Consider the following 21,312-nt stretch of genomic DNA (forward strand, 5'->3'; position numbering starts at 1 on the left):
CCCGCTACCCGGTCGGCGGGTAGCCGGTGATGATCTCCGTGCCGTCGGCGCGGTGGGTGCGCCAGCGGTGGTCGTCGGGGTCCCATCGCACGGAGTAGCCGTGGTGGACCTGGGTGTGGTGGCGTTCGCAGAGCAGGGCGGTGTTCTCGACGCTGGTCTCGCCGTGGTCGGCGACCCATTCGGCGACGTGGTGGGCGTCGCACCACCAGGTGGGGTTGGTGCAGGCGGCGAAGACGCAGCCGCCGTCGCGGGCTTCGGCGGCGCGGCGGATGTGGGCGGGCACGAGGCGTTGGGTGCGGCCGATGTTGAGCGGCATGCCGTCCTCGCCGAACAGGACGCGGGTGATGGCGGAGTCGCAGGCGATGTGCCGGGCCGTCTCGTTGGACACCTGCTGCCCGGAGCCCAGCCGGGCCGCGTCGGTCACGGTGTCGGGGTCGAGGAGGTCCTCTGCGTCGATGGTGACGGCGACGTGGGCTCGGTTGCCGCGCAGCACCGGGGTGGTGGCGGCGGCGAGGGCGTTGTCGGCGAGCTGGGTCAGGGCGTCGCCCATCTGGTGGGCGTGGCTGCGCTGGTCGTCCTGGATGCGCCCGGCTTGCTGGTAGGCGGTCAGGGCGGTGTGCAGCTTCTCGAACCCGATGGGGTCCAGGCGACCGTGGAAGGTGCCGGTGTCGCGGTTCAGGTGCAGCTCGCGTCCGCGGGTGGGGTCGGGTTCGGGGCCGTCGGGGTCGATCCAGTCCAGGGCACGCTTCACCACCGCCCCCAGAGCATCGGCCTCGGCGCCGGTGGCGCACGCGGTGAAGGTGGCGTCCAGGCCGTCCGCCCCACGCGCGTCGACGCCCATCTCGGCGGCCGCGGACAGGCGGGCCGGAGTGGCGACCTTCGCGACGGTGGCGGTCTGGTCGGGGGTGATCCGGCCGGCGGAGGCTGCGGCGTCCCAGGTCGGCAGCTGCTCCAACGTGCGCCCGGCGCGGACCAGGCGGGCCGCGGTGGCGGGGGAGACCTTCAGGTGGCCGGGCAACCAGGCGCGAATGGTCTTGTGCCCGTCGAACTCGGCGGCCTGGCCGTTCTCCGCGGCCCGGACGGCGTGCGCGAGGGCGGTCTCGACGACGTTGGCCAGCTGCGCCAACCCGCGCACCCGGGCCAGCAGCGTCGGTGCGACCACGCCGGGTCCACCCAGGGGCACCTCCGCGTCGACGACCGCCAGCGCGGCCGTCAGTGCCTCGACGACGTCGGCGGGCACCGTCATCGACAGCTGTCGAGCCGCATCCCGCTCGGCCGCACGGGCGGATGCGGCGCGCTCCTCGCCGGAGCGTTCCTCGGCCGCCCTGGTGGCCGAGACCTCGGCGTCCAGCGCTGCCCACGCCTCAGCAGCGACCGACACCGGCCCGGACGAGAACAGGCCGGTGTCGGGGAAGGGGTCGAACGCGGAGGTGTTGTCGAGTCCGCCCACCAGACCTCCTCCACCCGTTCGATCAGGTGTTCGAAGTCTACTGCGGACAGCGCTGTCGAGCAAGGTGAAAGCCCAGCTCAGAACGCTGTTGGCCCATTCTTGGGTGCCCGCACGACGCGGCCCTCGACCCGGCGTGGTGCGCCGGGCGCACCCGCGACGTGCAGGGCTGGGTCGTCGTCCGACCCGGACCCGGGGGCAGGATCGGGTTCGTGGACGTCGTCGTCGCCGTGCTGGCTGCCGTGGTCGCCTTCGTGCTGGGGGTGCTGCTCCTGGCCTCCCTGGGGAGCGTCGGGCCCGTCGAGGAGCTGCTCGCCCTGCTGGTGGCCGTCGGGTTCGGCGCCGCGGTGCTCCGCGCCCGGCGGCGCTCCGGGAGCGGCGCCCCGTGACGCCGGGCCTTGCCCCACCGGCTCGGCGCCGAGTCGTCGGCTGACGCTCGGGCGCCGTTGCCGGGCAGGTCCTGGGCCGGGGGCGTCACGCGACGGCTGGGGCCGTACGACGAACGGGTGTCAGCTGCCGGGTGGGCGTTCGTCGCGGACGTGGAAGCGGTGCCAGAGGCCCGACAGCTGCAGCGGGCGGGCCACGATCGTCGTCCCCACCACCAGCTCGAGCTCGGCGCCGCGGCCCTCGAGCATGCGGTGCAGCTGCACCACGGTCGACAACCCGGCCGAGTTCAGGAACGTGACCCGGTGCAGGTCCAGCTGGACCGCCCGGGGCGGGTCCTCGCCGAGCAGCAGGTCGGTGACCACCCGGATGACCGGACGCCGGGCCTCGGCGGTGAAGTCGCCGACCACGGTGACCCGCACCGACTCCGGCCCCGACGGCTCGACCGTCACCTCGGGGGCGGGGGGCGCCTCGGTCAGCGGGGACGGCGGCGGATCGGTCGGATTCGTCACGATCGTCCGCCTACCCGGGTGGCGGGAGGATCAAGCGTGCGGTGGCCGGTCGTCGAGGACGATGCCGTCGACCTCGCCGTCGACCTCGACGTCGGCCTCGCCGTCCGGCTCGCGCTCGGTGACCGTGGCGTGCGGCAGGCGGACCGTGAAGACGGTGCGCCCGGGCTCGCTGGTGACGTCCACGGTGCCCCCGTGCGCGGCCACCACGGCGCTGACGATGGCCAACCCCAACCCGGTGGAGCCGGCCTGGCGGGAGCGGGAGGAGTCGCCGCGGGCGAACCGCTCGAACACGTGCCCCCTCAGCGCAGCCGGGATGCCTGGGCCGTCGTCGGCGACCTCCAGCACCGCCCAGCCGCCCTCGGTGCGCAGGGTGACGGTCGCGGTCGTGCCCTCCGGGGTGTGGGTGCGGGCGTTGGCGAGCAGGTTGGCCAGCACCTGGTGCAACCGCGCGCCGTCGCCGGGCACCAGCACCGCGGTGTCGGGCAGGTCGACCCGCCAGCGGTGGTCGGGGCCGGCGACGTGGGCGTCGGAGACGGTGTCGACCACCAGCGCGGCCAGGTCGACCTCCTCGACGGTGAGGTCGCGGCCGGCGTCCAGGCGAGCCAGCAGGAGCAGGTCCTCGACCAGACCCGACATGCGCACGGCCTCGGACTCGACCCGGCGCAGGGCGTGACCCACCTCGGGCTCGACGTCGCTGTGCTGGCGGCGCACCAGTTCGGCGTAGCCGCGGATCGAGGCCAGCGGGGTGCGCAGCTCGTGGCTGGCGTCGGCGACGAACTGCCGCACCTGGGTCTCGGACGCCTGGCGGGCGGCCAGCGAGCTCTCGACGTGGTCGAGCATGGTGTTGAGGGCCGCGCCCACCTGGCCCACCTCGGTGTCGGGGTCGGTGTCGGCGGACGGCACGCGCTCGGCCAGCTGCACCTCGCCGGTCGACAGCTGCAGCGTCGAGACCCGGGTGGCGGTGGCGGCCACCCGGTCCAGCGGGCGCAGCTGCCGCCGGATGGTCAGCCCGGCCGCCCCCGCGGCGAGCGCGACGGCGACCAGCCCGGCCAGCACCTCGACCAGGATCAGCTGGCGGACGGCGTCGTCGACGCCGTCCATCGGCAGGCCGGTGACCACCAGGTCACCGTCGGGTGTGGTGGCGCCGACGACCCGGTAGGTGCCCAGCCCGCCGCCGACGTCGACGGTCGTGGGGGACCAGTCACCCGGGACGGCGGCCAGCTCGTACTGCTCCGACGAGGCCAGGCGCAGCGGCTCGCCCGAGCGGGTCAGCACCCCGGCGTACAGGCAGTCGCCGCCGGCGAACCGGGCCACCAGGGTGCCCTCGCCCTGCCCGGGGGCGAAGTAGTCGCCGTCCGGGGGTGGTGGTTCGTCCCCGTCCCGGTCGCCGCCCACGACCGACTCGGTGCGCGTGCCGGCGCCGGACAACCGGTCGTCGAGCTGCTGCAGCAGTTGGTGACGCAGCACCGCGGTGGACGCGAACGCGACCGCGGCGAGCAGCAGCAGCGTGGGCACCAGGAAGGCCACCAGCAGTCGAGCCCGCAGCGAGAGCCGCCGTCGGGCGGGTCGGGCTGCGGGCTCGGTGCTGGTGCTCATGCGTCCTGTCAGACGGCGGGCTTGATCACGTAGCCGGCGCCCCGCAGCGTGTGGATCATCGGGGAGCGGCCGGCGTCGATCTTGCGCCGCAGGTAGGAGATGTAGAGCTCGACGATGTTGCCCTGGCCGCCGAAGTCGTACTGCCAGACGCGGTCGAGGATCTGGGCCTTGGACAGCACCCGCTTGGGGTTGCGCATCAGGTAGCGCAGCAGCTCGAACTCGGTGGCGGTGAGCCGGATGTCGTCGCCGCCGCGGGTGACCTCGTGCGACTCCTCGTCGAGGGTCAGGTCGCCCACCACGAGCAGGCCGTCGTCGGCCACCGCACGCGACGTGCGGCGCAGCAGGCCGCGCAGCCGGGCGGCGACCTCCTCGAGGGAGAAGGGCTTGGTGACGTAGTCGTCGCCGCCGGCGGTGAGCCCGGCGATGCGGTCCTCGACGGCGTCCTTGGCGGTCAGGAAGACCACCGGGACGAGCGGGGAGTCCGCGCGCAGCTTGCGCAGCACCTCCAGGCCGTCCATGTCGGGCAGCATGACATCGAGGACGACGGCGTCCGGCCGGAACTCGCGGGCGGTGCGCACGGCCTCGGCGCCGTCGGCCGCGGTCTTCACGTCCCAGCCCTCGTAGCGCAGGGCCATCGAGAGCAGCTCGCAGATCGAGCGCTCGTCGTCGACGACCAGCACCCGCAGGGCGGTGCCGTCCGGGCGGGTGAGCTGGGCCCGGGAGCCGGTGGCGGTCCCGGTGGGGCGGGTCTCGATCGCGGTCATGGGGATCACTGTGGACGCCGTTCCTGCGCGTTCCCTGTGAACCGACCAGGAAAGCTCTGTCCGCGCCCGGTGCAACCGGTGCAGGAGATGTGCCGGGCCTGTGAGCCGGACGGGGAGGGTGTGGCCAGGGGCGGGGTCGAACCGCCGACCTCTCGCTTTTCAGGCGAGCGCTCGTACCGACTGAGCTACCTGGCCCCGGTGCCGGCGCCCCCGGGATGAACCGTGGACATCGGTCGGCGACCCTGACGGGACTCGAACCCGCGACCTCCGCCGTGACAGGGCGGCGCGCTAACCAACTGCGCTACAGGGCCTTGCTGTGCTGCTGTGGATCTCTGGTGCGTGCCCCCAACGGGGTTCGAACCCGTGCTACCGCCTTGAAAGGGCGGCGTCCTGGACCACTAGACGATGAGGGCTCGTGCTCGCTGGAGGCAGGACGAACCATACACACCCGCCGGACCCCCTCGTGACAGGGGGGCCCGGCGAGTCCCCGGAAGGGGTCAGTGCGGGGTCACCGACGTGCGGTCGACCGGGTGCGGGACCGGGTCGGCGACCGGGGAGGAGCGGTACTGCTCGATGTACTCCTCGGGGTCCTTGTCGTAGGTGATGCCCTCGCCGGAGTCGTGCGCGTACCGCCAGTCCAGCCAGCGCAGCGCCAGCTCGGCACGCAGCTCGACCGAGGCGTTGCGACGGAAGTCGGGGAGGGCGTCGTGCTCCTCCTCGGCCAGGTGGTCGTCGTTCTCCTCGCGGGCCTTGCGGACCGCGGCCCACCAGGCCTCGGTGCCCGGCTCCTCCTTCGACGCCGCAGCCACGGCGTCGCGGATCTCGTCGTGGTCGCCGATCGCGTCGTCGGTCTCGTCGACGACGTCGCCCTCGGTCGAGTCGTCGTCGCCGGAGTCGCCGTACTTCAGCAGGTAGGGGTAGAAGACCTCCTCCTCGCACGCGGCGTGCACGTCGAGCAGGCGGGCCAGGCCCTTCCAGACCATCCCGAGGGCGCGGGGGTCGTCCCAGACGTCGTCGAGCAGGGCGAACTGGCGGCGCATGGTGTGGTGGTCCTCGAGGACCAGGTCGGTGACGTCGAGCACGGGGGACCTCTCGTGGCGGGGCGGGACTCGTGGCGTCGTGCCCGCCGCGGCGGTCCCGAAACGGCAGGCCAGCCTCACCTGCTCGGGGGAGCTGCCGCGTGCCGCTGCCCGTCCCCGGCCGGGGGAGCTGCCAGGCTGGGCGCATGCGCCGCACCGCCCTGGTCCGAGGACTCGCCGCCGTCCCGCTGTCCGCGCTCGTGCTGCTCGCCGGCTGCGGGGGCGACGCGCAGGAGGCGGGCAGCTCGTCGTCGGCCACCTCGCCCTCGGGGGCGTCGTCGTCCGGCGCCACGTCGGCGGCCCCGGCCACCGGCTCCGGCCCGTCGGCCGAGCCCGGGGCCGAGTCGGCGCCGCCGTTCAGCGCGGACCTGGCCACCGACACCGCCGAGGCGGTCGCCGGCGAGGGCCCCTCGGTGGTCACCGGCATCCGGGTCGCCCAGCAGGAGGGCTACAGCCGGGTGGTCTTCGACCTCTCCGGCTCGGCGACCCCCGGGTGGGACGTCGCCTACACCGACACCCCCACCCAGGAGGGCAGCGGCAGCACCCTCGAGGTGCCGCCGGGCAGCTACCTGCGGGTCACCCTCACCGGCGTCACGAACCCCTACGAGGCGCCGGGCGTGCCCGAGGCCGCCACCGGCTACGCCGCCGCCCAGGCCGCCCCGGTCCAGGGCGTCTACTACGACTCGGTGTTCGAGGGGCAGGCGCTGGCCTACGTCGGCGTCTCCGCCCAGCAGCCGTTCCGGGTGTTCGCCCTGAGCAACCCGACCCGCGTGGTGGTCGACGTCCAGGCGGGTTAGCCCAGGGAGGCGGTCAGCTCGACCGAGTCGTCCTCCACGGACGTGCAGGTCAGCGACAGCGGGCCGGCGCTGACGCTCTCGCCGGTCGCGCACGACACCTCGGCGTCGCCGACCGACAGCGTGGCCCGGCCGTCCTGGGTGCCCGCGAACACCAGCGAGTTGCCCAGGATCGAGGCCTCCGAGCCCTCGCCGGTCAGGGTGGCGGTGCACTGGTTGCTCGAGCACGACACGTTGTTCGACGTGAACGAGCAGCCCGCCAGCGCCAGTGCGGCGAGCAGGGGGACGGCGATCCGGGCGGTGCGGGAGGTCGTCATGGCCGGCAGCGTAGGGCTCAGGGGGTCGGCAGCGCGGGACCCTGCACGGGTTGGTCGGTGGGTGCGGGCTCCTCGCCGTCCCCGGTCGGCAGGGGCTCGACGTAGGTGCGCTCGATGGTGACCTCGGACTGCCCCAGCCCCCCGAGGGTGATCTCGTCGTAGGCGGTCAGCTCGCCGGTGGCCGGGTCGAGGTACAGCACGGTGCACGACAGCGGCGTCGGGTCCTCGCCCTGCAACCCGCGCAGGCCCGCACCGCCGGTGGAGCCCTCGACCATGAGCCGGGTGCCGTCCTCGAGCACGGAGACCTCGCGCTCGTGGGTGTGCCCGGCGAGGACGAGCGGGACGACGCCGTCCAGCGGCGGGGCCTGCTTCGGGTCGTGCACCAGCGCGATCGAGGGCGGGTCGTCGAGCGTGCCGATGTAGTCGACCAGCTCCTGGCCGGTCTCCTCGAGCGTCTGCGTGGCTCCCTCGGCGTCCTTGTCGGGGGTGAACCGCGGGTCGGGGGCGCCGACGACCGAGATGCCGTCGACCGTCGTGCCGGTGTCGTCGAGCACGACCGCGTTCGGCTGCGCGGCGACGGCCGCCGCGGTGACGGCCGAGTCGTGGTTGCCCCGGATGTACACGTACGGGACGCCGAGGGCGCCGATCCAGCCGAAGGTCTGGTTCTCGGCGGGGCTGCCCCAGTCGACGACGTCGCCCGTGTCGAGCACGCCGTCGACGCCGAACTGGGCGACCACCTGGCCCACCAGGTCGGCCCCGGCGGGGTTGAGGTGGAGGTCGGAGACGTGCAGCAGGGTGACGCTGTCGCCGGTGGCCGCCGGGTCGGGCAGCGTCGAGACCGCCGAGTACAGCGTGCTCACGTTGCTGACCAGGTCCTCCAGCGAGGCCCGGTAGGCGTCGTAGCGGGCGACGATGTCCTGCGCCGAGCCGATGAGGCTGTTGGCATTGACCAGCAGGCCGGTGTAGGTGGGCTGGCTCAACGCCTCGGGCCGCCAGGTGGCCACGCCGAGGCCGGCGGTGCCGGCCAGCAGCACGGTGGCCAGCCCGACGGCGATGAACGGCTCGCGGGTGCGCCGCAACGCGATCACGGAGAACAGGGCCGCGCCGCCGAGGGCGGCCGCGCCGGTGGTCCAGGCCAGCTGCTCGACCGCGGTGCGCAGGTCGGCGCTGACCCGGTCGACGACGCCGTCGAGCTGGGCCGGGTCGGTGGCCAGGGCCTGGGCGCGCACCTGGTCGACCCGGCGCAGCTGCACGTCCAGGCGCAGCGGGCCGTCGTAGGCGTCGACGGCGAGCGCGCCCAGCGGCGGGATCTCCAGCTCGGCGCCCCCGGAGATCGCCGGGGTGAAGGCCACCGTCGCGTCGAACGGGCCGATCGGTGCCTCGACCCGGCCCAGCAGCAGGACGCCGAGGGTGGCGCCGACCAGGGCCACGACCACACGCTGCAACCAGCGGACCAGCACGGGCACCCAGCTCCGCCGGGCGGGCACCTCGCTGCCGGCCGCCTCGCCGTCGGTCGCCTCGTCGACGCTGCTCGGCGGGGGTGTGGTCACCGGGTCAGGCTAGTGAGCGGGGGCCCCGGCCGCGTCCGGCGAGGACGCGGCCGGGATGCGCTCACGAGGTGATCTTGCCCGAGATCTCCGCGAGCCGGCGTCCCTGGAAGCGCGCGGCGGCCAGGGCCTCGGGGGAGGCGGCCGCGGAGTTGCCGGCCGAGGGCACCGAGGTGCCGTACGGGTTGCCGCCGGCCTCGAACAGCAGCGGGTCGGTGTAGCCGGGCGGGACGATGACCGCGCCGAAGTGCGAGAACACGTTGAACAGCGTGAGGATCGTGGACTCGTTGCCGCCGTGGGTGTTCTGCGCGCTGGTGAACGCGGTGGCCCCGCGGTTGGCCAGCTTGCCGGTGGCCCACAGGCCGCCGAGGGTGTCGATGAACCCCTTGAGCTGGGCGGACGGCGTGCCGAAGCGGGTGGGCGTGCCGAGGGCGTAGCCGTCGGCCCACTCGAGGTCCTCGGGCGTGGCGAGCTGCACGTCGGACACCGAGTCCAGGTGTGCGCGCCACGCCGGGTTGCTTTCGATCGCGGCGTCGGGGGCGGTCTCGGCGACGCGGCGCAGTCGGACCTCGGCGCCGGCCTCCTCCGCGCCCTGGGCGACGGCCTGGGCGAGCTGGTGGGTGTTGCCGGTGGACGAGTAGTACACGACGGCGATCTTCGTCATCGGGGGTGGACCTCCGGGGTCTCGATGGTCGTTGAACGGACAACGACCTACCCCACCCCGTCGGCCGCTACTCGTGCGCGGACGAACGGGTGGTGAACACCCAGGCGCGCAGGGCCACGAAGCGCAGCAGGCCGATGGCGCCGGTGACCGCGCCGATGAGCAGCACCTCGACCTGCCAGCTGGTGTCCCCGGCGAGGTGGTCGAGCGCGGCCAGCGCCAGGGAGGTCGCCACCAGGCCGACCACGGCCAGGCCGCCGCCCTCCCACTGGGCGGTGAACCAGCCGACCCGACCGCCCGCGTGGAAGGTGAGCCGGCGGTGCAGCTCGTTGGCCAGCAGGGTCGAGGCCAGGGCGCCCGCCAGGTTGGCCGGCTGCTCGCCCACGCCCTCGACGGCCACGAACAGCACTGCGTACAGCGCGCTGGAGATGGCGCCCACCAGGGCGAAGCGGGCCAGCTGGGCGCGGCCGGACTCGGCCTGGAAGAGGTCGTGCACCCGGGCGGTCGACCGCCGTGCGAGGTCACCGGCGACGTCCACCACGCGGGGGTGGCGGAGCAGGCTGGGGCAGGTCACCGGTACTCCAGGGATCGGGCAGATGGTTGCTTCGCGGAACAGTCTCCGGTAGCAACTCGTGTTCGCGCTGTGCATTCCCGGTGGACGCCCCCGCAACCGTGATGGTTGTCACGGACAACCGAGGTGAGCGCCTAGGGTGCCCGGGCATGGGCTCCCGACTGCTCGTCGCCGCGGTCGGTGTGCTGCTGGTCGCGGGGTGCGGCACCGACCCGGCGGCCGGGGACCCCGACGTGTCGATGAGGACCCCGGCCCCGACGAATGCCCCGGCAAGTGCCCTGACGAGTGCCCCGGCCGGCCCGGCGGTGCCGGCGGTCGACGGCATCGCGGGCGAGGTCGTGCGGCTGCGCACCGACGAGGCGGTCGGCGGCCAGGTGCAGGTGCGGCTCACGGCCAGCGGGGCGGGCTTCGCGGTCACGGCGGTGACCCTGACCAGCCCCGCCTTCACCGCCCAGCCACCGACCGCGGTGAGCACCGTCTACGGTCCCGGGCGCACGGTCGACCTGCCGGTGCCGTTCGGACCCGTCGACTGCGCCGCCCCGGTGCAGCCGGTGGCCGCCGTCCTCGACGTGGACCGCGGGCAGGGCCCGGAGCAGGTCACCGTGCCGCTGGCCGGCGACGCGCTGGAGCTGGTGGCCGGCGAGCAGTGCGCGGCCCGTCGGCTGGCCGAGCACGTCACGGTGACCGTGCGGGACCTGACCGCGGACGGCGACCGCGTCACCGGCGCCGTGGTGCTGACCCGGGTGGACGCCGCCGACGTGGTCGTGACGGGGGTGGGCCGCAGCGTGCTCCTGGCGCCGTCGCTGGACCTCCCCGCCCGGTTGGACGGCGACGAGCTCCACCTGCCGCTGACCGTCACCTCGGCCAGCTGCGACCCGCACGTGCTGGCCGAGACCAAGAAGCCGTTCGTGTTCCCGCTGACGGTGGACGTGGACGGCGAGCCGACCGTGGTCGACCTCCCGCTGGCCGAGGGGCAACGGGCCGTGCTGCAGGAGCTGGTGGACCGGGTCTGCGGCTGACCGGGCCCGGCCCCGGACGCGGTCCCGGGGGAGGGGACCGGCCGGGGCCGGGTTCCGACACCCGGCGCGCCGTGGGGGGCGTACGCGACCGGGGGGCTGGGGGGAGGGTCAGGCAGCGCTGCGGGCGCGGGCGGCGCAGCCGACGCGGAGCCACAGGTCGACCTCGCCCGGTACGAGCAGGGCGCCGGCGACGACGTCGGCCGGCGACCGGTGCGGACGGCGCAGGGCGCGCACCGCTCCGGCGACGACGGCGAGCCCGGCGGCCACCGCCCACGGCCAGACCGGCAGCGCGCCGGCCAGCGTCGCCACGAGCGCGGCGAGCAGCGCGACCCGCAGGGCGACCGCGCCGGCGAGGCGTGCCCCGAACCGCTGCGGGCGGGCCCGGCGCCGGGCGAGGGCGGCGACGGTGAGCACCGGGCCGGCGTGCACCCGGGCGGCCGTGGACGTCCCGGCGACGTGGCCGGCGCGGCGGAGGTCGCGCAGCAGCTGCTGGTCGGGGTCGGGCGCGGCGGCGTACCAGGGTGCGGCGGTGCCGCGGGCGGCCGCGACGTCGCGCAGGGCCTGCGCGCCGGCGAGGACGACGTGGCCCCCGCGGGCGTGCTCGCTGCGCCCGCCCTGCAGGGCGTCCATGGCCCAGGCGGTGTGCTCGGCCGGGTCGCGGTGCAGCAGCACGCGGGCCAGCGGGGTGGACCCCAGCTGCTGGTCGACGCCGAAGCGCACGAGGACGCCACCGTGCCGGCCACCGGCGTCCAGCTCGCGCTCGAGCTGCTCGAGGCAGTCGGGGGCGAGCACGGTGTCGGCGTCGACGACGGCGACCAGGTCGGCCCCGCCCTGGAACCGGCGCCAGCCCTGGGCCAGCGCGCCGGTGCGGCCGTCGGTGTTCTCCACGGTGCGCAGCACGGTGGTGCCGGGGAAGCGGCGGGCGACCTGCTCGGTGTCGTCGGTGCAGGCGTCGGCCAGCACGACGACGCGGTCGGCGGGGCGGGTCTGGGCGCGCAGCGAGGTCAGCGTGCGGGCGAGCGTGCCGGCGGCGTCGTGCGCGGGGACCAGCACCAGCAGCCGCGGCGCGCCGGCCGGGGCGGGCTGCGGACGTCGGGCGAGGCGGGCCAGCAGCGGACGGCGGGGCTCGCGCCGGGGGAGCACGCTGCCGCGGACCAGCGGCCGGGTCGTGACGACCTCGGGCTTCCCGGGCATGGTGGCTCGCTTCCGTCGCAGGGCGGGTGACGCTGACCCAGAGGACGCTAGGTGACGCTGCGTCGCCCTGCGATCCCTCGTTCGGTGCTGCCCGACCACTGATCGGGTGAGCGGCGAGCCGCTCGACCCCGGAGCGTAACCGTCTGGACCGTGCCCGCCGTCCGTAGCGGGGTTCTCGTCGTCTCCGGGGGCCTCGAGAGGGCAGGAACCCCGCACTCGGGCGCACCGGATGCCGGCGCGGCAGACCCGTAGGCTTCGGCGGCGGCCCGAGGGCTGCGGGCCTCTAGCTCAACTGGCAGAGCAGCGGACTTTTAATCCGCGGGTTGTGGGTTCGATCCCCACGGGGCCCACTCACCCGCACGGGGAGTGCGCCCGGTCCGCCGCAGGGTCGATGATCACTCCGTGACCACGGCCGGCCCCGGCACCACCCAGGTGAGTGACCCCGCGCCGCCGTCCGCGCTGCGGTCGGTGGTGCGCTTCGTCGTCGCCGGCACCGTCGGGTCCGTGGTCGTCACCCACCTCGTCTACTGGGCGTTCGGGCTGACCTTCGACGCGCTGCCGGTGAAGCTGGTCGCGCACGGGGCGCCGGTGCTGATGCCGCTGCTCATCGCCCCGCTCACCGCCATCCCCTGGGTGCGGCTGCAGAAGCGGCTGACCGAGGCCAACGCGCGGCTGGCCGAGGAGGTCGACCGCCGCACCCTCCTGCAGGGCGAGCTCGAGCGGCAGGCCCGCACCGACCCCCTGACCGAGGTGCTCAACCGGCGCGGCTTCTTCGAGCTGGCCGAGCGGTCCTCCACCACGGGCGCCGTCCTCGTCCTGCTGGACCTCGACGACTTCAAGGCCGTGAACGACACGTTCGGCCACGCTGCCGGCGACCTGGTCCTGCAGGCCGTCGTCACCGTCGCCCAGGAGCTCACCGAGACCGCCGGCGGGGTGGTCGGTCGGCTGGGCGGCGACGAGTTCGTCGTCCTGCTGCCCCCGACCACCGAGGCGGTCGCGCACCGTCTGCGCGACCGGATGACCGGTCTCGACGTGCCGCTGCCCGACGAGGACGGCGTCACCACCTCGGCCTCGGTCGGCATCCTCACGATGCGGGCCGGCCAGACCGTCGACGAGGCCCTCGCCGAGGTCGACGGCGGCATGTACGAGCGGAAGCGCGCCGTCCGCTCGCTCTGAGTCACCCGGCCGTGGCGTCGGCCAGCGGCTCGGGGCACTCCCCACCGCGCGAGGTCACCAGCTCGAAGTGCCACGCCTCGTTCGCGTAGGTGCGGCACAGGCCGTAGTCGTCGCCGAAGCGGCTGAGCCAGTCCATCGCGTCGTAGGGCGCGATGTCCACGGCCCGGCCCGTGACGTGCTGGGACAGCTCGGGGCTGAGCACGAACCGCTGCGCCTCCTCGACGCTGCCGTGCTCGACGACGGCCTGGTCGAACAGGGCCTGCTGCAGGGCAGCGCTGCGCCACCCGCTGGTGATCTGGACGTCGATGCCCTCCGCCGCCGCCGCGTCCGCCGCGTCCTGCACGGCGTCCAGCAGCGCCCGCTCCAGGTTGGCGACGGCCGGTTGGCCGGTGTCGTGGGGGGAGAGGTGCTCGCCGTCGGGCAGGAACCCGTCGTCCGGCCCGAGGACCACGCCGTCGGGGGTGGTCAGGGTCGGCGACGGCTCCTGCGCCACCACCGCCGTCGTGGCGCAGGCGGCGAGCGCCAGGCAGCTGAGCAGCAGGGCGGGGGTGCGGCGGCGGATCGGCATGGCGACGACGGTCGCGCCCGAGCACCGCGGTCCACCTCCACCGCCGGTGCCGAGGTCGACGCCCAGGTGCCGGTCGCCCGGTACCTGCGGGGGATGCCCGGCGGCGGCCCGGGGCGCGATGCTCTCGGGGTGACCGAAGCGCAGGAGGCACCACCCCGGGGCTGGGTGGGCGACGTCGTCCCCGCCCTCGCCGTCGCCGGGGCCGGGCTGGTCGACGCCGTCCGCACCTCGCAGCTGACCTTCGGCTACGGGTACGGCTCGGGCCTGGGCTGGGTGGTGCTGGCGACCGCGGTCACCGTCGGCACCTGGCGCCGGCTGCCCTCCCTCGGGGTGGGGCTGGCCTGGCTGACCTGCGCCCTGCAGGTGGTCCTGTACCTCCCGCCGATGGCGACCCAGGCGTCGCTCGCGCTGGTCGCGTTCGGCGCGGCCCGGTGGGGGCGGACGGCGACCGTCGTGGTGTCCGGGCTCTCGCTGCCCGCCGGGGTGCTGACCGCGCTGCTGCTGTTCCGGGACGGCTGGACGCCGGCCAGCGGCGGCAGCTTCCGCGAGGTGCTGGCGCCGGTGACCACCCAGAGCACGACCATCCAGCTGGGCGTCGTCGGGCTGGGTGCGGTGGCCCTGGCCGCGCCGTGGCTGGCCGGGGTGGCCGTGCGGTTCGCCGTCCGGGCCCGGGACTCCCAGGTGCGCCAGCGGGCGGCCGAGGTGCGCGAGCAGGAGAGCGCGGAGGTCGCCCGGCTGCGCAGCGACCAGGCCCGGCTGGCCGCCGACGTGCACGACGTCGTCGGGCACTCCCTGGCCGTGATCCTGGCCCAGGCCGAGTCGGGCCAGTACCTCCCCGACGACGACCCCGCCCGCCTGAAGAGGACCCTGGCGGTGATCGCCACGTCGGCGCGCACCTCGCTGCAGGACGTGCGCACCGTGCTCGCCGCCACCCGCGAGGACTCGGCGCCCACCGACCTCGACGACCTCGTGGACGGCGTCCGGCGCAGCGGCCGCGAGGTGGTGGACACCCAGTCCGGGCGCCCGCAGCCGCTGCCCCCCGACCTCGCGCCGGTGGCCTACCGCGTGCTGCAGGAGATGGTCACCAACGCCCTGCGGCACGGCCGCCGCGACGCCCCCGTGCTCGTCGACCGCACCTGGGACGACGACCTGCGCATCCGCGTGGAGAACGAGGTCGGCGACGGCGGCCGGACGCCGGGCGGGCGCGGACTGGTCGGCATGCGCGAGCGGCTCGACGCGGTGGGCGGCCGGCTCGACGTGGACGGCGGACCGGACCGCTTCGTGGTCACCGCGCGGGTGCCGGTGCGCCGGTGACGCAGGATCCACCCGTGGACATCCGTGTGCTGCTCGTCGACGACCAGGAGCTGTTCCGCGAGGGCGTGCGGGTGATCGTCGACGCCCAGGACGGCATGGCCGTGGTCGGCGCGGCCGGCGACGGGCACGAGGCGGTGCGGCTGGTCGACGAGCTCGAGCCCGACGTCGTGCTCATGGACCTGCGCATGCCCGACCTGGACGGCGTCGAGGCGACCCGGCGGATCCTCGCCCCCGAGCGGGTGGCCGCCCGCGCGCGCCCGGTGCGGGTCGTCGTCCTCACGACCTTCGACCTGGACGACCGGGCGGCCACGGCGATCCGGTACGGCGCCAGCGGGTTCCTGCTCAAGGACACGACGCCGGTGCAGCTGCGCGACGCGATCCGCACCGTGCACGCCGGCAACGCGGTGCTGGCACCCCGCGACCTGAGCACCCTGCTGGAGAGCCGGCTGCCGGCCCGCGAGCCGGTGCCCGCCGTGTTCGGCCAGCTCACCGACAAGGAGCGCGAGGTCTTCACCGCCGTCGCGCAGGGCCTGTCCAACGCCGAGATCGCCGGCCAGGCCTACCTCTCGGAGTCGACGGTGAAGACCCACGTCGGCGCGGTGCTGCGCAAGCTGGGCCTGCGCGACCGCGTGCAGGTCGTCGTGTTCGCCCACCAGCACGGCCTGGTCTGAGGCCCCGCGGCGTCACCCGTGCGGGGGTCGGAGGTGCCGAGTCGCGCGCCGTCCTGTTCGATCATGGACTCGATCAACTCACCGACTCCGGGAGGACCGGCATGGCCAAGACCGTCAAGACCGCCAAGAAGGACGACCGCAAGCTCGTGAAGACCCTCGAGCGCAAGCTCGAGAAGACCCGCGCGAAGCTGAAGAAGGCCACCAAGGGCTCCAAGGGCAAGAAGAAGTAGTCACCCGCGCCGCCCCGGGTCCTCCCTCGGACCCGGGGCCGGAGCGCCCGTCACCGCTACCGTCGGGCATGACCGTCTTCTGGATCGTCCTCGTCGTGGTGGCCCTGCTGGTCGCCATGCTGGTGCACGACCGGCGGGCCAAGGCCCGTGGCGCCCGGTTGAACCCCGACGCCGGGTCCCGCTCCGGCATCCGGGGCACCGACGGCACGGGCAACCCCGACGCCTACCGCGGATCGGCGGGCACGACCGGCTGGGGCGGCGGGGTGTGATCACCTCGGGTGAGCTGCTGCCTCGCCCAGCGGGAGGCAGCAGCCGACCCGGGATGATCAGCCCCACCCGCGTGTCGCCTATTGACTTCCGATAGGTATCCATCGATTCTCGATGCATGCCATCGCGCCGCGTCGGGGTCGTCCCGATCCTCCGGTTCTTCCTCGTCGCCCTGTTCCTCCTGCTGGTGTTCTTGCAGGTGTTCTCGTTCCCCGGACAGTTCGCGTACATGGCCGGCCAGGACCCCGAGCTCGCCTGGCTGCGCTGGCCGTTGACCGCGGTCGCCGCCGGCACCCTGCTCGGCTTCCAGGTCGTGCTGCTCGCCACCTGGAAGCTGCTCGGCCTGGTCGAGCGCGACGCCATCTTCACCACCGACTCCCTGCGCTGGGTCGACCTCGTCGTGCGGGCCACCGCCGCCGGGGGTGCCGTCTTCGCCGTCGGGTTCGTGCTGGTCGGCATCGCCGCCACCGACCCCGGCTTGCCGCTGCTGCTGTTCCTCGTGCTGCTCGGAATCACCGTCGTCGAGCTGGTCGTGCTGGTGCTGCGCTCGCTGCTGCGCCAGGCCACCGCGCTGCGCAGCGACCTCGAGCAGGTCATCTGATGCCGATCGTCGTCCGCATCGACGTGCTGCTGGCCGAGCGCCGCATGGCCGTCGGCGAGTTCGCCGAGCGGGTGGGGCTGACGCCGGCCAACGTCGCCGTGCTGAAGAACGGGCGGGCCAAGGCGGTGCGGTTCAGCACGCTGGAGTCCATCTGCCGGGTGCTCGAGTGCCAGCCCGGCGACCTGCTGCAGTGGGTCGACGAGGACGCCGAGGTGCTGTCGTGACCGACGTCCTCGTCGTCGGCGCGGGCCTGGCCGGGCTGCACCTGGCCATCGACCTCGCCCGCCGGGGCCACGAGGTCGAGCTGGTCGAGCGCCGCCGCCGGCTCGACGTCGCCGTGCGCACCACCGGCATCTTCGTGGCCAAGACGCTGCGCGACTTCCCGTTGCCGCCGCAGCACCTGGGCGCGGCGATCCGCCGCGTCGTGCTGTACCCGCCGTCGGGACGCCGGCCGGTGACCCTGGACAGCCCGCGGGACGAGTACCGGGTCGGCGACATGGGCGGCCTCTACCTCGCCGCCGCGGCCGACGCGGTCGAGGCCGGTGTGCGCATCGCGCTGGGCACCCGCTTCCTCGGCCGGGACGGCGACCGCTGGCGGCTCGAGGGCCCCGACGGCGAGCGCCGGGTGCGCGCCCGCTTCCTGGTCGGCGCGGACGGCGCCCGCTCCCGGGTGGCCACCGAGCTGGGGCTGGACCGCAACCGCCTGCTGCTCACCGGCGCGGAGGCGGTGTTCGCCGTCCCCGCGCACGACCGCCCGCCGGCCTTCCACTGCGTGCTCGACCCCGTGCTGGCCCCGGGCTACCTGGCCTGGGTGGTCGACGACGGCCGGCACGTGCACGTGGGCACCGCCGGGCTGCCCGACCGCTACCGCGACGGTCTGCGGGCCGCCCTGCGCCGGTTCGTCGAGCGCGCCCCCGGGCTGCCCGGACCGGTCCCGGCGGACGCCGAGCTGCGCGGTGGGCCCATCCCGGTCGGTGGTCTGCTGCGCCGGATCAGCAGCGCCGAGGGCCTGCTGGTCGGCGATGCCGCGGGCGCGGTCTCGCCGCTCACCGCCGGAGGGCTCGACCCGTGCCTGCGCCAGGCCGCGCAGGCCGCCGACGTGCTGCACGAGGCGCTGCGCACCGGCCGGCCCGGGCCGCTGGCCCGCTACGACGGGGCCGAGCTGCGCACCCGGTTCCGCGGGCGGCTGGCGCTGCGGCGCGGGCTGGCCGCCGTGCGGTCGCCCCGGCTGGTCGAGGCCGGGTTCCCGCTGCTGGGCACCCCGCCCGGGCGGGCGGCGGCGCGGGCCGTGCTGTTCGGGGACCGCTCGTTCCCCGACGCGGTCAGCGGCGCTGCTTCAGCCGCGGCGCGAGGACGACGGCCAGCAGCGCCAGTGCGACGACCAGGATGACGACGTCGCCCCACGGCCAGATCGAGCCGGTGTCGCCCTGGACCAGCCCGTACACCGCGTAGGCGCCCACCAGCACGGGCACCGCCGTCCACCAGATCGGGGTCTTGGCGGGCTCGGGTGCTTCCTCGGGGGTGGGGGTGTCGTCGGCGGCCGGGTCGCGGGCTGGCTCGGTCATGCCTGCACGGTAGCCAGCCGGCGGCTCAGCCCAGCACGGCCGACACCCGGTCGGCCGCGTCGACGAGCACCGCACCCACCTCGGCGGCGTCGACCGTCTGGTCGACGAAGATGACCGCGAGCGCCCCGGCCGCCGATCCGTCGGGACGGCGCACGGGCGCGGCCACCGCGCGCATGCCGGGGATGACCTCGCCGAGCGAGGACACCCAGCCGTGGGGTCGGGCGGCCACGAGCTCGGGCCGGTCGGCCGGGTCGGGCGGGTCGGGCAGCAGCAGGGCCAGGCCGGTGGCGCCGCGGTCGACCGGGTGCCGGTTGCCGGGCCGGAAGGCGACGTGCGCGGGGGAGTCGCGGGGCTCGACGGCGTTCACGGTCACCGCCTCGTCGCCGTCGCGCACGACCAGGAAGGCGGTCATGCCCAGCTGCTGCACGAGCAGGGCGAGCTCGGGGGTGGCGGCGGCCTGCAGGGTGCGGCGCACCGACCGCGAGAGCCCGACGACGGCCAGCCCGACGCCGTAGCTGCCGGCCTCGTCGCGCTCGACGAGCCGGTGGGCCTCCAGGGTGCGCAGCAGGCGGTAGGCGATGGAGCGGTGGACGCCGACCGCGGCGGCCACGGTGCCGATGGACTGCGGTTCACGGGCGGCGGCCAGGTGCTCGAGCACCCGGATGCCGCGGTCGAGGGTCTGCGACGCGGGGGCGCCCGCGGTGTCGCCGTCGTCGACCACGTGTCTCCCTCCGCGCACACCCCGTGCGCGTATGGAACCACGCCGGCGGAGGACGGCACGGTGGGCGCGACCCGGTGACTGGTTGCACACCGAGCAAACTTGCACACTGTGCAATGAAGGCGTGTGATGGTCGTCGTGACGACGGGCCTGCGCGAGCGCAAGAAGGCCGACACCCGGGCGGCGCTGGCTGCGGCCGTGCTGCGGTTGTCGGTCGAGAAGGGGTTCGAGCACGTGACGGTCGAGGAGGTCGCCGCCGCCGCCGACGTCTCCTACCGCACGTTCTTCAACCACTTCGGGTCCAAGGAGGAGGCGCTGCTGCTGCCCGACGGCGCCGACCGGATCCGGCTCGCCGACCGCCTCGCCGAGCAGGACCCCGCCGTCCCCGTGCTGGCCGCCCTGCGGGCGGCGATGCAGGAGGACCTCGCCCGGGTCCAGGACGACGCCAGCACCTGGCGGGCCCGGTTCTCCGTCATCGCCGCCACCCCGGCGCTGCTGCCCCGCCTCGTCGAGCTGTCGGCCACCGACGAGCGCGCCCTCGCCGAGTCCGTGGCCGCCCGCACCGGCGCCGACGTCGACACCGACCTGCACCCCGTGCTCGTCGCCGCCGTGGTGAGCGCCGCCGTCCGGGCGGCGTTCCTCCGCTGGCACGGCGGCGACCGCCCCCTGGCCGCCGTGGTCGACGAGGCGCTCGACGCCGTCGCCGCCGGCCTGCCCACCCCCACCCGAGAGAAGAAGGTCCAGTGACCACCGTCGAGGAACCCACCGCCACCGCGCAGACGGCCATGAGCCGCCGGTCGGTGCTGCAGGCGCTGTCCGGCCTGATGATGGGCATGTTCGTGGCCATCCTGGCCGGCACCGTCGTGTCCAACGCGCTGCCCACGATCATCAGCGACCTCGGCGGCAGCCAGTCGGTCTACACCTGGGTGGTGACCGCCGAGCTGCTGGCCATGACGGTCACCGTGCCGCTGTGGGGCAAGCTCGCCGACCTGGTCAGCCAGAAGCTGCTGGTGCAGAGCTCGCTGGGGCTGTTCGTCGTCGGGTCGCTGGCCTCGGGCCTGGCGCAGGACACCACCATGCTCATCGCGGCCCGCGTGGTGCAGGGCATCGGCGCCGGCGGCCTCACCGCGCTGGTGCAGATCGTGATGGCCGCGATGATCCCGCCGCGCGAGCTCGGCCGGTACGCCGGCATCTTCGGTGCGGTCTTCGCCGTCGGCACCGTGGCCGGACCGCTCATCGGCGGCGTGCTCGTGGACACCTCGTGGCTGGGCTGGCGCTGGTGCTTCTTCATCGGCGTGCCGTTCTCGCTGCTGGCCATCGTGCTGCTGCAGAAGACGTTGAAGCTGCAGCAGGTCAAGCGCACCGGCGTGCGCATCGACTGGCTGGGCGCGCTGCTCATCACCGCCGGCGTCTCGACCCTGCTGATCTGGGTCACCCTCGCCGGCACCTCCTACGACTGGGTCTCGGGCACCAGCGCGGTGCTGGTCGGCCTCGGGGTCGTGCTGCTGGCCGCCGCGGTGTGGGTGGAGTCGCGGGTCGCCGAGCCGGTGGTCCCGTTGACGATCTTCCGCAACCGCACGGTCACCCTCACGGTCGTCGCCAGCGCCCTGGTCGGCATCGCCCTGTTCGGCGGGACGGTCTTCCTCTCCCAGTACTTCCAGGTGTCGCTGGGCTACTCGCCGACCGCCGCCGGGATGCTCTCGCTGCCGATGATCTTCGGCCTGCTGGTCTCCTCGACGGTGGCGGGCCAGCTCATCACCCGCACGGGCACCTGGAAGCGCTACCTGGTCGCCGGCGCGGCGCTCATGACCCTGGGGTTCGGCCTGCTGGCCACCATCGACGCGCAGACCTCCATCGTGCTCATCGGGGCCTACATGGTCGTGCTGGGCTCGGGCGTCGGCATGCTCATGCAGAACCTGGTGCTGGCCGCGCAGAACGACGTCCCGGCCGCGCAGCTGGGCTCGGCCACCTCGGTGCTCTCGTTCTTCCGCAGCCTGGGCGGCACGGTCGGGGTCAGCGTGCTCGGCGCGGTGCTCGCCGCCCGGGTGACCTCGGACCTCGGTGCCCTGGGCGGGCCCGACGGCGGCGGGCACGCCGCGGCCCCGGACACCACCCAGCTCCCGCCGGAGGTCGCCGGCCTGGTGCGCGACGCCTACGGCGACGCGACCGCCGAGCTCTTCCTCATCGCCACCCCGCTGGCCGCGCTCGCCCTGGTCGTCGTCCTGTTCATCAAGGAGAAGACGCTCAAGACCACCAGCGGCGCGCAGCGGCTGGAGGAGGAGCGCGCGGCCGGGTGACCCGCGTGGTCTGATCACCG

At 74.8% G+C, this 21,312-nt stretch carries 26 protein-coding genes and 4 tRNA genes; 14 read left to right on the forward strand and 16 right to left on the reverse strand.

Going from position 1 to position 21,312, the window contains the following annotated elements:
* Positions 1 to 4: 4 nt before the first annotated feature.
* A complete protein-coding gene (locus tag BLP29_RS07995; RefSeq protein ID WP_243469779.1) occupies positions 5 to 1,450 on the reverse strand; it encodes an HNH endonuclease signature motif containing protein in 1,446 nt (481 codons plus the stop codon).
* 209 nt (positions 1,451 to 1,659) lie between these two features.
* Between BLP29_RS07995 and BLP29_RS20965 the strand changes: the two genes are divergently transcribed.
* A complete protein-coding gene (locus BLP29_RS20965; RefSeq protein ID WP_165839326.1) occupies positions 1,660 to 1,836 on the forward strand; it encodes a hypothetical protein in 177 nt (58 codons plus the stop codon).
* Positions 1,837 to 1,956: 120 nt separating this feature from the next.
* On the opposite strand, the gene BLP29_RS08005 is transcribed toward BLP29_RS20965, so the two are convergent.
* The 7 genes from BLP29_RS08005 to BLP29_RS08035 form a co-directional block, all read right to left on the reverse strand.
* Entirely contained in the window at positions 1,957 to 2,343 is a 387-nt protein-coding gene (locus tag BLP29_RS08005) for an STAS domain-containing protein (protein ID WP_243469780.1), read from the reverse strand.
* 30 nt (positions 2,344 to 2,373) lie between these two features.
* Positions 2,374 to 3,939 (reverse strand): sensor histidine kinase, encoded by a 1,566-nt coding sequence (locus BLP29_RS08010; protein ID WP_092802138.1) that lies wholly within the window; start codon positions 3,937 to 3,939, stop codon positions 2,374 to 2,376.
* 8 nt (positions 3,940 to 3,947) lie between these two features.
* Positions 3,948 to 4,703, reverse strand: coding sequence for a response regulator transcription factor (locus tag BLP29_RS08015; protein ID WP_092803142.1), 756 nt, complete (start codon positions 4,701 to 4,703; stop codon positions 3,948 to 3,950).
* A 121-nt stretch (positions 4,704 to 4,824) separates the two neighbouring features.
* Positions 4,825 to 4,898 (reverse strand) — tRNA-Phe (locus tag BLP29_RS08020).
* A gap of 42 nt (positions 4,899 to 4,940) precedes the next feature.
* Positions 4,941 to 5,014: transfer RNA gene (locus tag BLP29_RS08025), tRNA-Asp, on the reverse strand.
* Between the two features lie 29 nt (positions 5,015 to 5,043).
* Positions 5,044 to 5,116, reverse strand: a tRNA-Glu gene (locus tag BLP29_RS08030).
* Between the two features lie 84 nt (positions 5,117 to 5,200).
* Positions 5,201 to 5,785, reverse strand: a complete 585-nt coding sequence (locus tag BLP29_RS08035; RefSeq protein WP_092802141.1) for a hemerythrin domain-containing protein — start codon at positions 5,783 to 5,785, stop codon at positions 5,201 to 5,203.
* 143 nt (positions 5,786 to 5,928) lie between these two features.
* On the opposite strand from BLP29_RS08035, the gene BLP29_RS08040 reads away from it, so the two are divergent.
* Positions 5,929 to 6,579 (forward strand): AMIN-like domain-containing (lipo)protein, encoded by a 651-nt coding sequence (locus BLP29_RS08040; protein WP_092802145.1) that lies wholly within the window; start codon positions 5,929 to 5,931, stop codon positions 6,577 to 6,579.
* On the opposite strand, the gene BLP29_RS08045 is transcribed toward BLP29_RS08040, so the two are convergent.
* The 4 genes from BLP29_RS08045 to BLP29_RS08060 all read right to left on the reverse strand — a co-directional run bounded on the left by BLP29_RS08045 (position 6,576) and on the right by BLP29_RS08060 (position 9,675).
* Positions 6,576 to 6,893, reverse strand: coding sequence for a hypothetical protein (locus BLP29_RS08045; RefSeq protein ID WP_092802149.1), 318 nt, complete (start codon positions 6,891 to 6,893; stop codon positions 6,576 to 6,578). The genes BLP29_RS08040 and BLP29_RS08045 overlap by 4 nt on opposite strands.
* 17 nt (positions 6,894 to 6,910) lie before the next feature.
* Complete coding sequence (locus tag BLP29_RS08050) at positions 6,911 to 8,443, reverse strand: metallophosphoesterase family protein (RefSeq protein ID WP_243469781.1); 1,533 nt, start codon at positions 8,441 to 8,443, stop codon at positions 6,911 to 6,913.
* Positions 8,444 to 8,504: 61 nt separating this feature from the next.
* A complete protein-coding gene (gene wrbA, locus BLP29_RS08055) occupies positions 8,505 to 9,104 on the reverse strand; it encodes an NAD(P)H:quinone oxidoreductase (protein ID WP_092802152.1) in 600 nt (199 codons plus the stop codon).
* Between the two features lie 67 nt (positions 9,105 to 9,171).
* Positions 9,172 to 9,675 (reverse strand): GtrA family protein, encoded by a 504-nt coding sequence (locus BLP29_RS08060; RefSeq protein WP_243469782.1) that lies wholly within the window; start codon positions 9,673 to 9,675, stop codon positions 9,172 to 9,174.
* Between the two features lie 146 nt (positions 9,676 to 9,821).
* Here BLP29_RS08060 and BLP29_RS08065 point away from each other — a divergent pair, with 146 nt between their 5' ends.
* Positions 9,822 to 10,691, forward strand: a complete 870-nt coding sequence (locus BLP29_RS08065) for a hypothetical protein (protein WP_092802158.1) — start codon at positions 9,822 to 9,824, stop codon at positions 10,689 to 10,691.
* A gap of 108 nt (positions 10,692 to 10,799) precedes the next feature.
* On the opposite strand, the gene BLP29_RS08070 is transcribed toward BLP29_RS08065, so the two are convergent.
* A complete protein-coding gene (locus BLP29_RS08070) occupies positions 10,800 to 11,885 on the reverse strand; it encodes a glycosyltransferase family 2 protein (RefSeq protein WP_092802162.1) in 1,086 nt (361 codons plus the stop codon).
* A 277-nt stretch (positions 11,886 to 12,162) separates the two neighbouring features.
* On the opposite strand from BLP29_RS08070, the gene BLP29_RS08075 reads away from it, so the two are divergent.
* Both BLP29_RS08075 and BLP29_RS08080 read left to right on the forward strand, forming a co-directional pair.
* Positions 12,163 to 12,235, forward strand: a tRNA-Lys gene (locus tag BLP29_RS08075).
* A gap of 52 nt (positions 12,236 to 12,287) precedes the next feature.
* Entirely contained in the window at positions 12,288 to 13,061 is a 774-nt protein-coding gene (locus tag BLP29_RS08080) for a GGDEF domain-containing protein (RefSeq protein ID WP_092802165.1), read from the forward strand.
* Position 13,062: 1 nt separating this feature from the next.
* Here BLP29_RS08080 and BLP29_RS08085 read toward each other — a convergent pair whose 3' ends face one another.
* On the reverse strand, positions 13,063 to 13,629 hold the full coding sequence (locus BLP29_RS08085; protein ID WP_092802168.1) for a M15 family metallopeptidase: 567 nt from the start codon (positions 13,627 to 13,629) through the stop codon (positions 13,063 to 13,065).
* Between the two features lie 129 nt (positions 13,630 to 13,758).
* Between BLP29_RS08085 and BLP29_RS08090 the strand changes: the two genes are divergently transcribed.
* The 7 genes from BLP29_RS08090 to BLP29_RS08115 all read left to right on the forward strand — a co-directional run bounded on the left by BLP29_RS08090 (position 13,759) and on the right by BLP29_RS08115 (position 18,102).
* The gene (locus tag BLP29_RS08090) at positions 13,759 to 14,943 is read left to right on the forward strand and encodes a sensor histidine kinase (protein WP_133379088.1); all 1,185 of its coding nucleotides are present in this window, start codon (positions 13,759 to 13,761) and stop codon (positions 14,941 to 14,943) included.
* A gap of 14 nt (positions 14,944 to 14,957) precedes the next feature.
* The gene (locus BLP29_RS08095) at positions 14,958 to 15,614 is read left to right on the forward strand and encodes a response regulator (protein WP_207798378.1); all 657 of its coding nucleotides are present in this window, start codon (positions 14,958 to 14,960) and stop codon (positions 15,612 to 15,614) included.
* Positions 15,615 to 15,715: 101 nt separating this feature from the next.
* Complete coding sequence (locus BLP29_RS21765; protein ID WP_279385440.1) at positions 15,716 to 15,844, forward strand: hypothetical protein; 129 nt, start codon at positions 15,716 to 15,718, stop codon at positions 15,842 to 15,844.
* A gap of 68 nt (positions 15,845 to 15,912) precedes the next feature.
* Positions 15,913 to 16,113: a hypothetical protein gene (locus BLP29_RS08100; protein ID WP_092802177.1), complete on the forward strand. Its 201-nt coding sequence runs from the start codon at positions 15,913 to 15,915 to the stop codon at positions 16,111 to 16,113.
* 116 nt (positions 16,114 to 16,229) lie between these two features.
* Positions 16,230 to 16,712: a DUF2975 domain-containing protein gene (locus BLP29_RS08105; RefSeq protein WP_092802180.1), complete on the forward strand. Its 483-nt coding sequence runs from the start codon at positions 16,230 to 16,232 to the stop codon at positions 16,710 to 16,712.
* Positions 16,712 to 16,936, forward strand: coding sequence for a helix-turn-helix domain-containing protein (locus tag BLP29_RS08110; RefSeq protein WP_092802183.1), 225 nt, complete (start codon positions 16,712 to 16,714; stop codon positions 16,934 to 16,936). The genes BLP29_RS08105 and BLP29_RS08110 overlap by 1 nt, the downstream gene beginning before the upstream one ends.
* Positions 16,933 to 18,102: an NAD(P)/FAD-dependent oxidoreductase gene (locus tag BLP29_RS08115; protein ID WP_243469783.1), complete on the forward strand. Its 1,170-nt coding sequence runs from the start codon at positions 16,933 to 16,935 to the stop codon at positions 18,100 to 18,102. Before BLP29_RS08110 ends, BLP29_RS08115 begins: the two co-directional genes overlap by 4 nt.
* Here BLP29_RS08115 and BLP29_RS08120 read toward each other — a convergent pair.
* Positions 18,035 to 18,277: a hypothetical protein gene (locus tag BLP29_RS08120; protein ID WP_092802189.1), complete on the reverse strand. Its 243-nt coding sequence runs from the start codon at positions 18,275 to 18,277 to the stop codon at positions 18,035 to 18,037. The two genes, BLP29_RS08115 and BLP29_RS08120, sit on opposite strands and share 68 nt — an antisense overlap.
* Positions 18,278 to 18,302: 25 nt before the next feature.
* Entirely contained in the window at positions 18,303 to 18,998 is a 696-nt protein-coding gene (locus tag BLP29_RS08125; protein ID WP_092802192.1) for an IclR family transcriptional regulator, read from the reverse strand.
* 135 nt (positions 18,999 to 19,133) lie between these two features.
* Here BLP29_RS08125 and BLP29_RS08130 point away from each other — a divergent pair, with 135 nt between their 5' ends.
* Together BLP29_RS08130 and BLP29_RS08135 are read left to right on the forward strand one after the other, a co-directional pair.
* A complete protein-coding gene (locus tag BLP29_RS08130; protein ID WP_207798379.1) occupies positions 19,134 to 19,742 on the forward strand; it encodes an acyl-CoA-like ligand-binding transcription factor in 609 nt (202 codons plus the stop codon).
* A complete protein-coding gene (locus BLP29_RS08135; protein ID WP_207798380.1) occupies positions 19,739 to 21,292 on the forward strand; it encodes an MDR family MFS transporter in 1,554 nt (517 codons plus the stop codon). Before BLP29_RS08130 ends, BLP29_RS08135 begins: the two co-directional genes overlap by 4 nt.
* Positions 21,293 to 21,312: the final 20 nt, after the last annotated feature.

This window comes from Klenkia marina (assembly GCF_900101025.1).
GTDB classification, from domain to species: domain Bacteria; phylum Actinomycetota; class Actinomycetes; order Mycobacteriales; family Geodermatophilaceae; genus Klenkia; species Klenkia marina.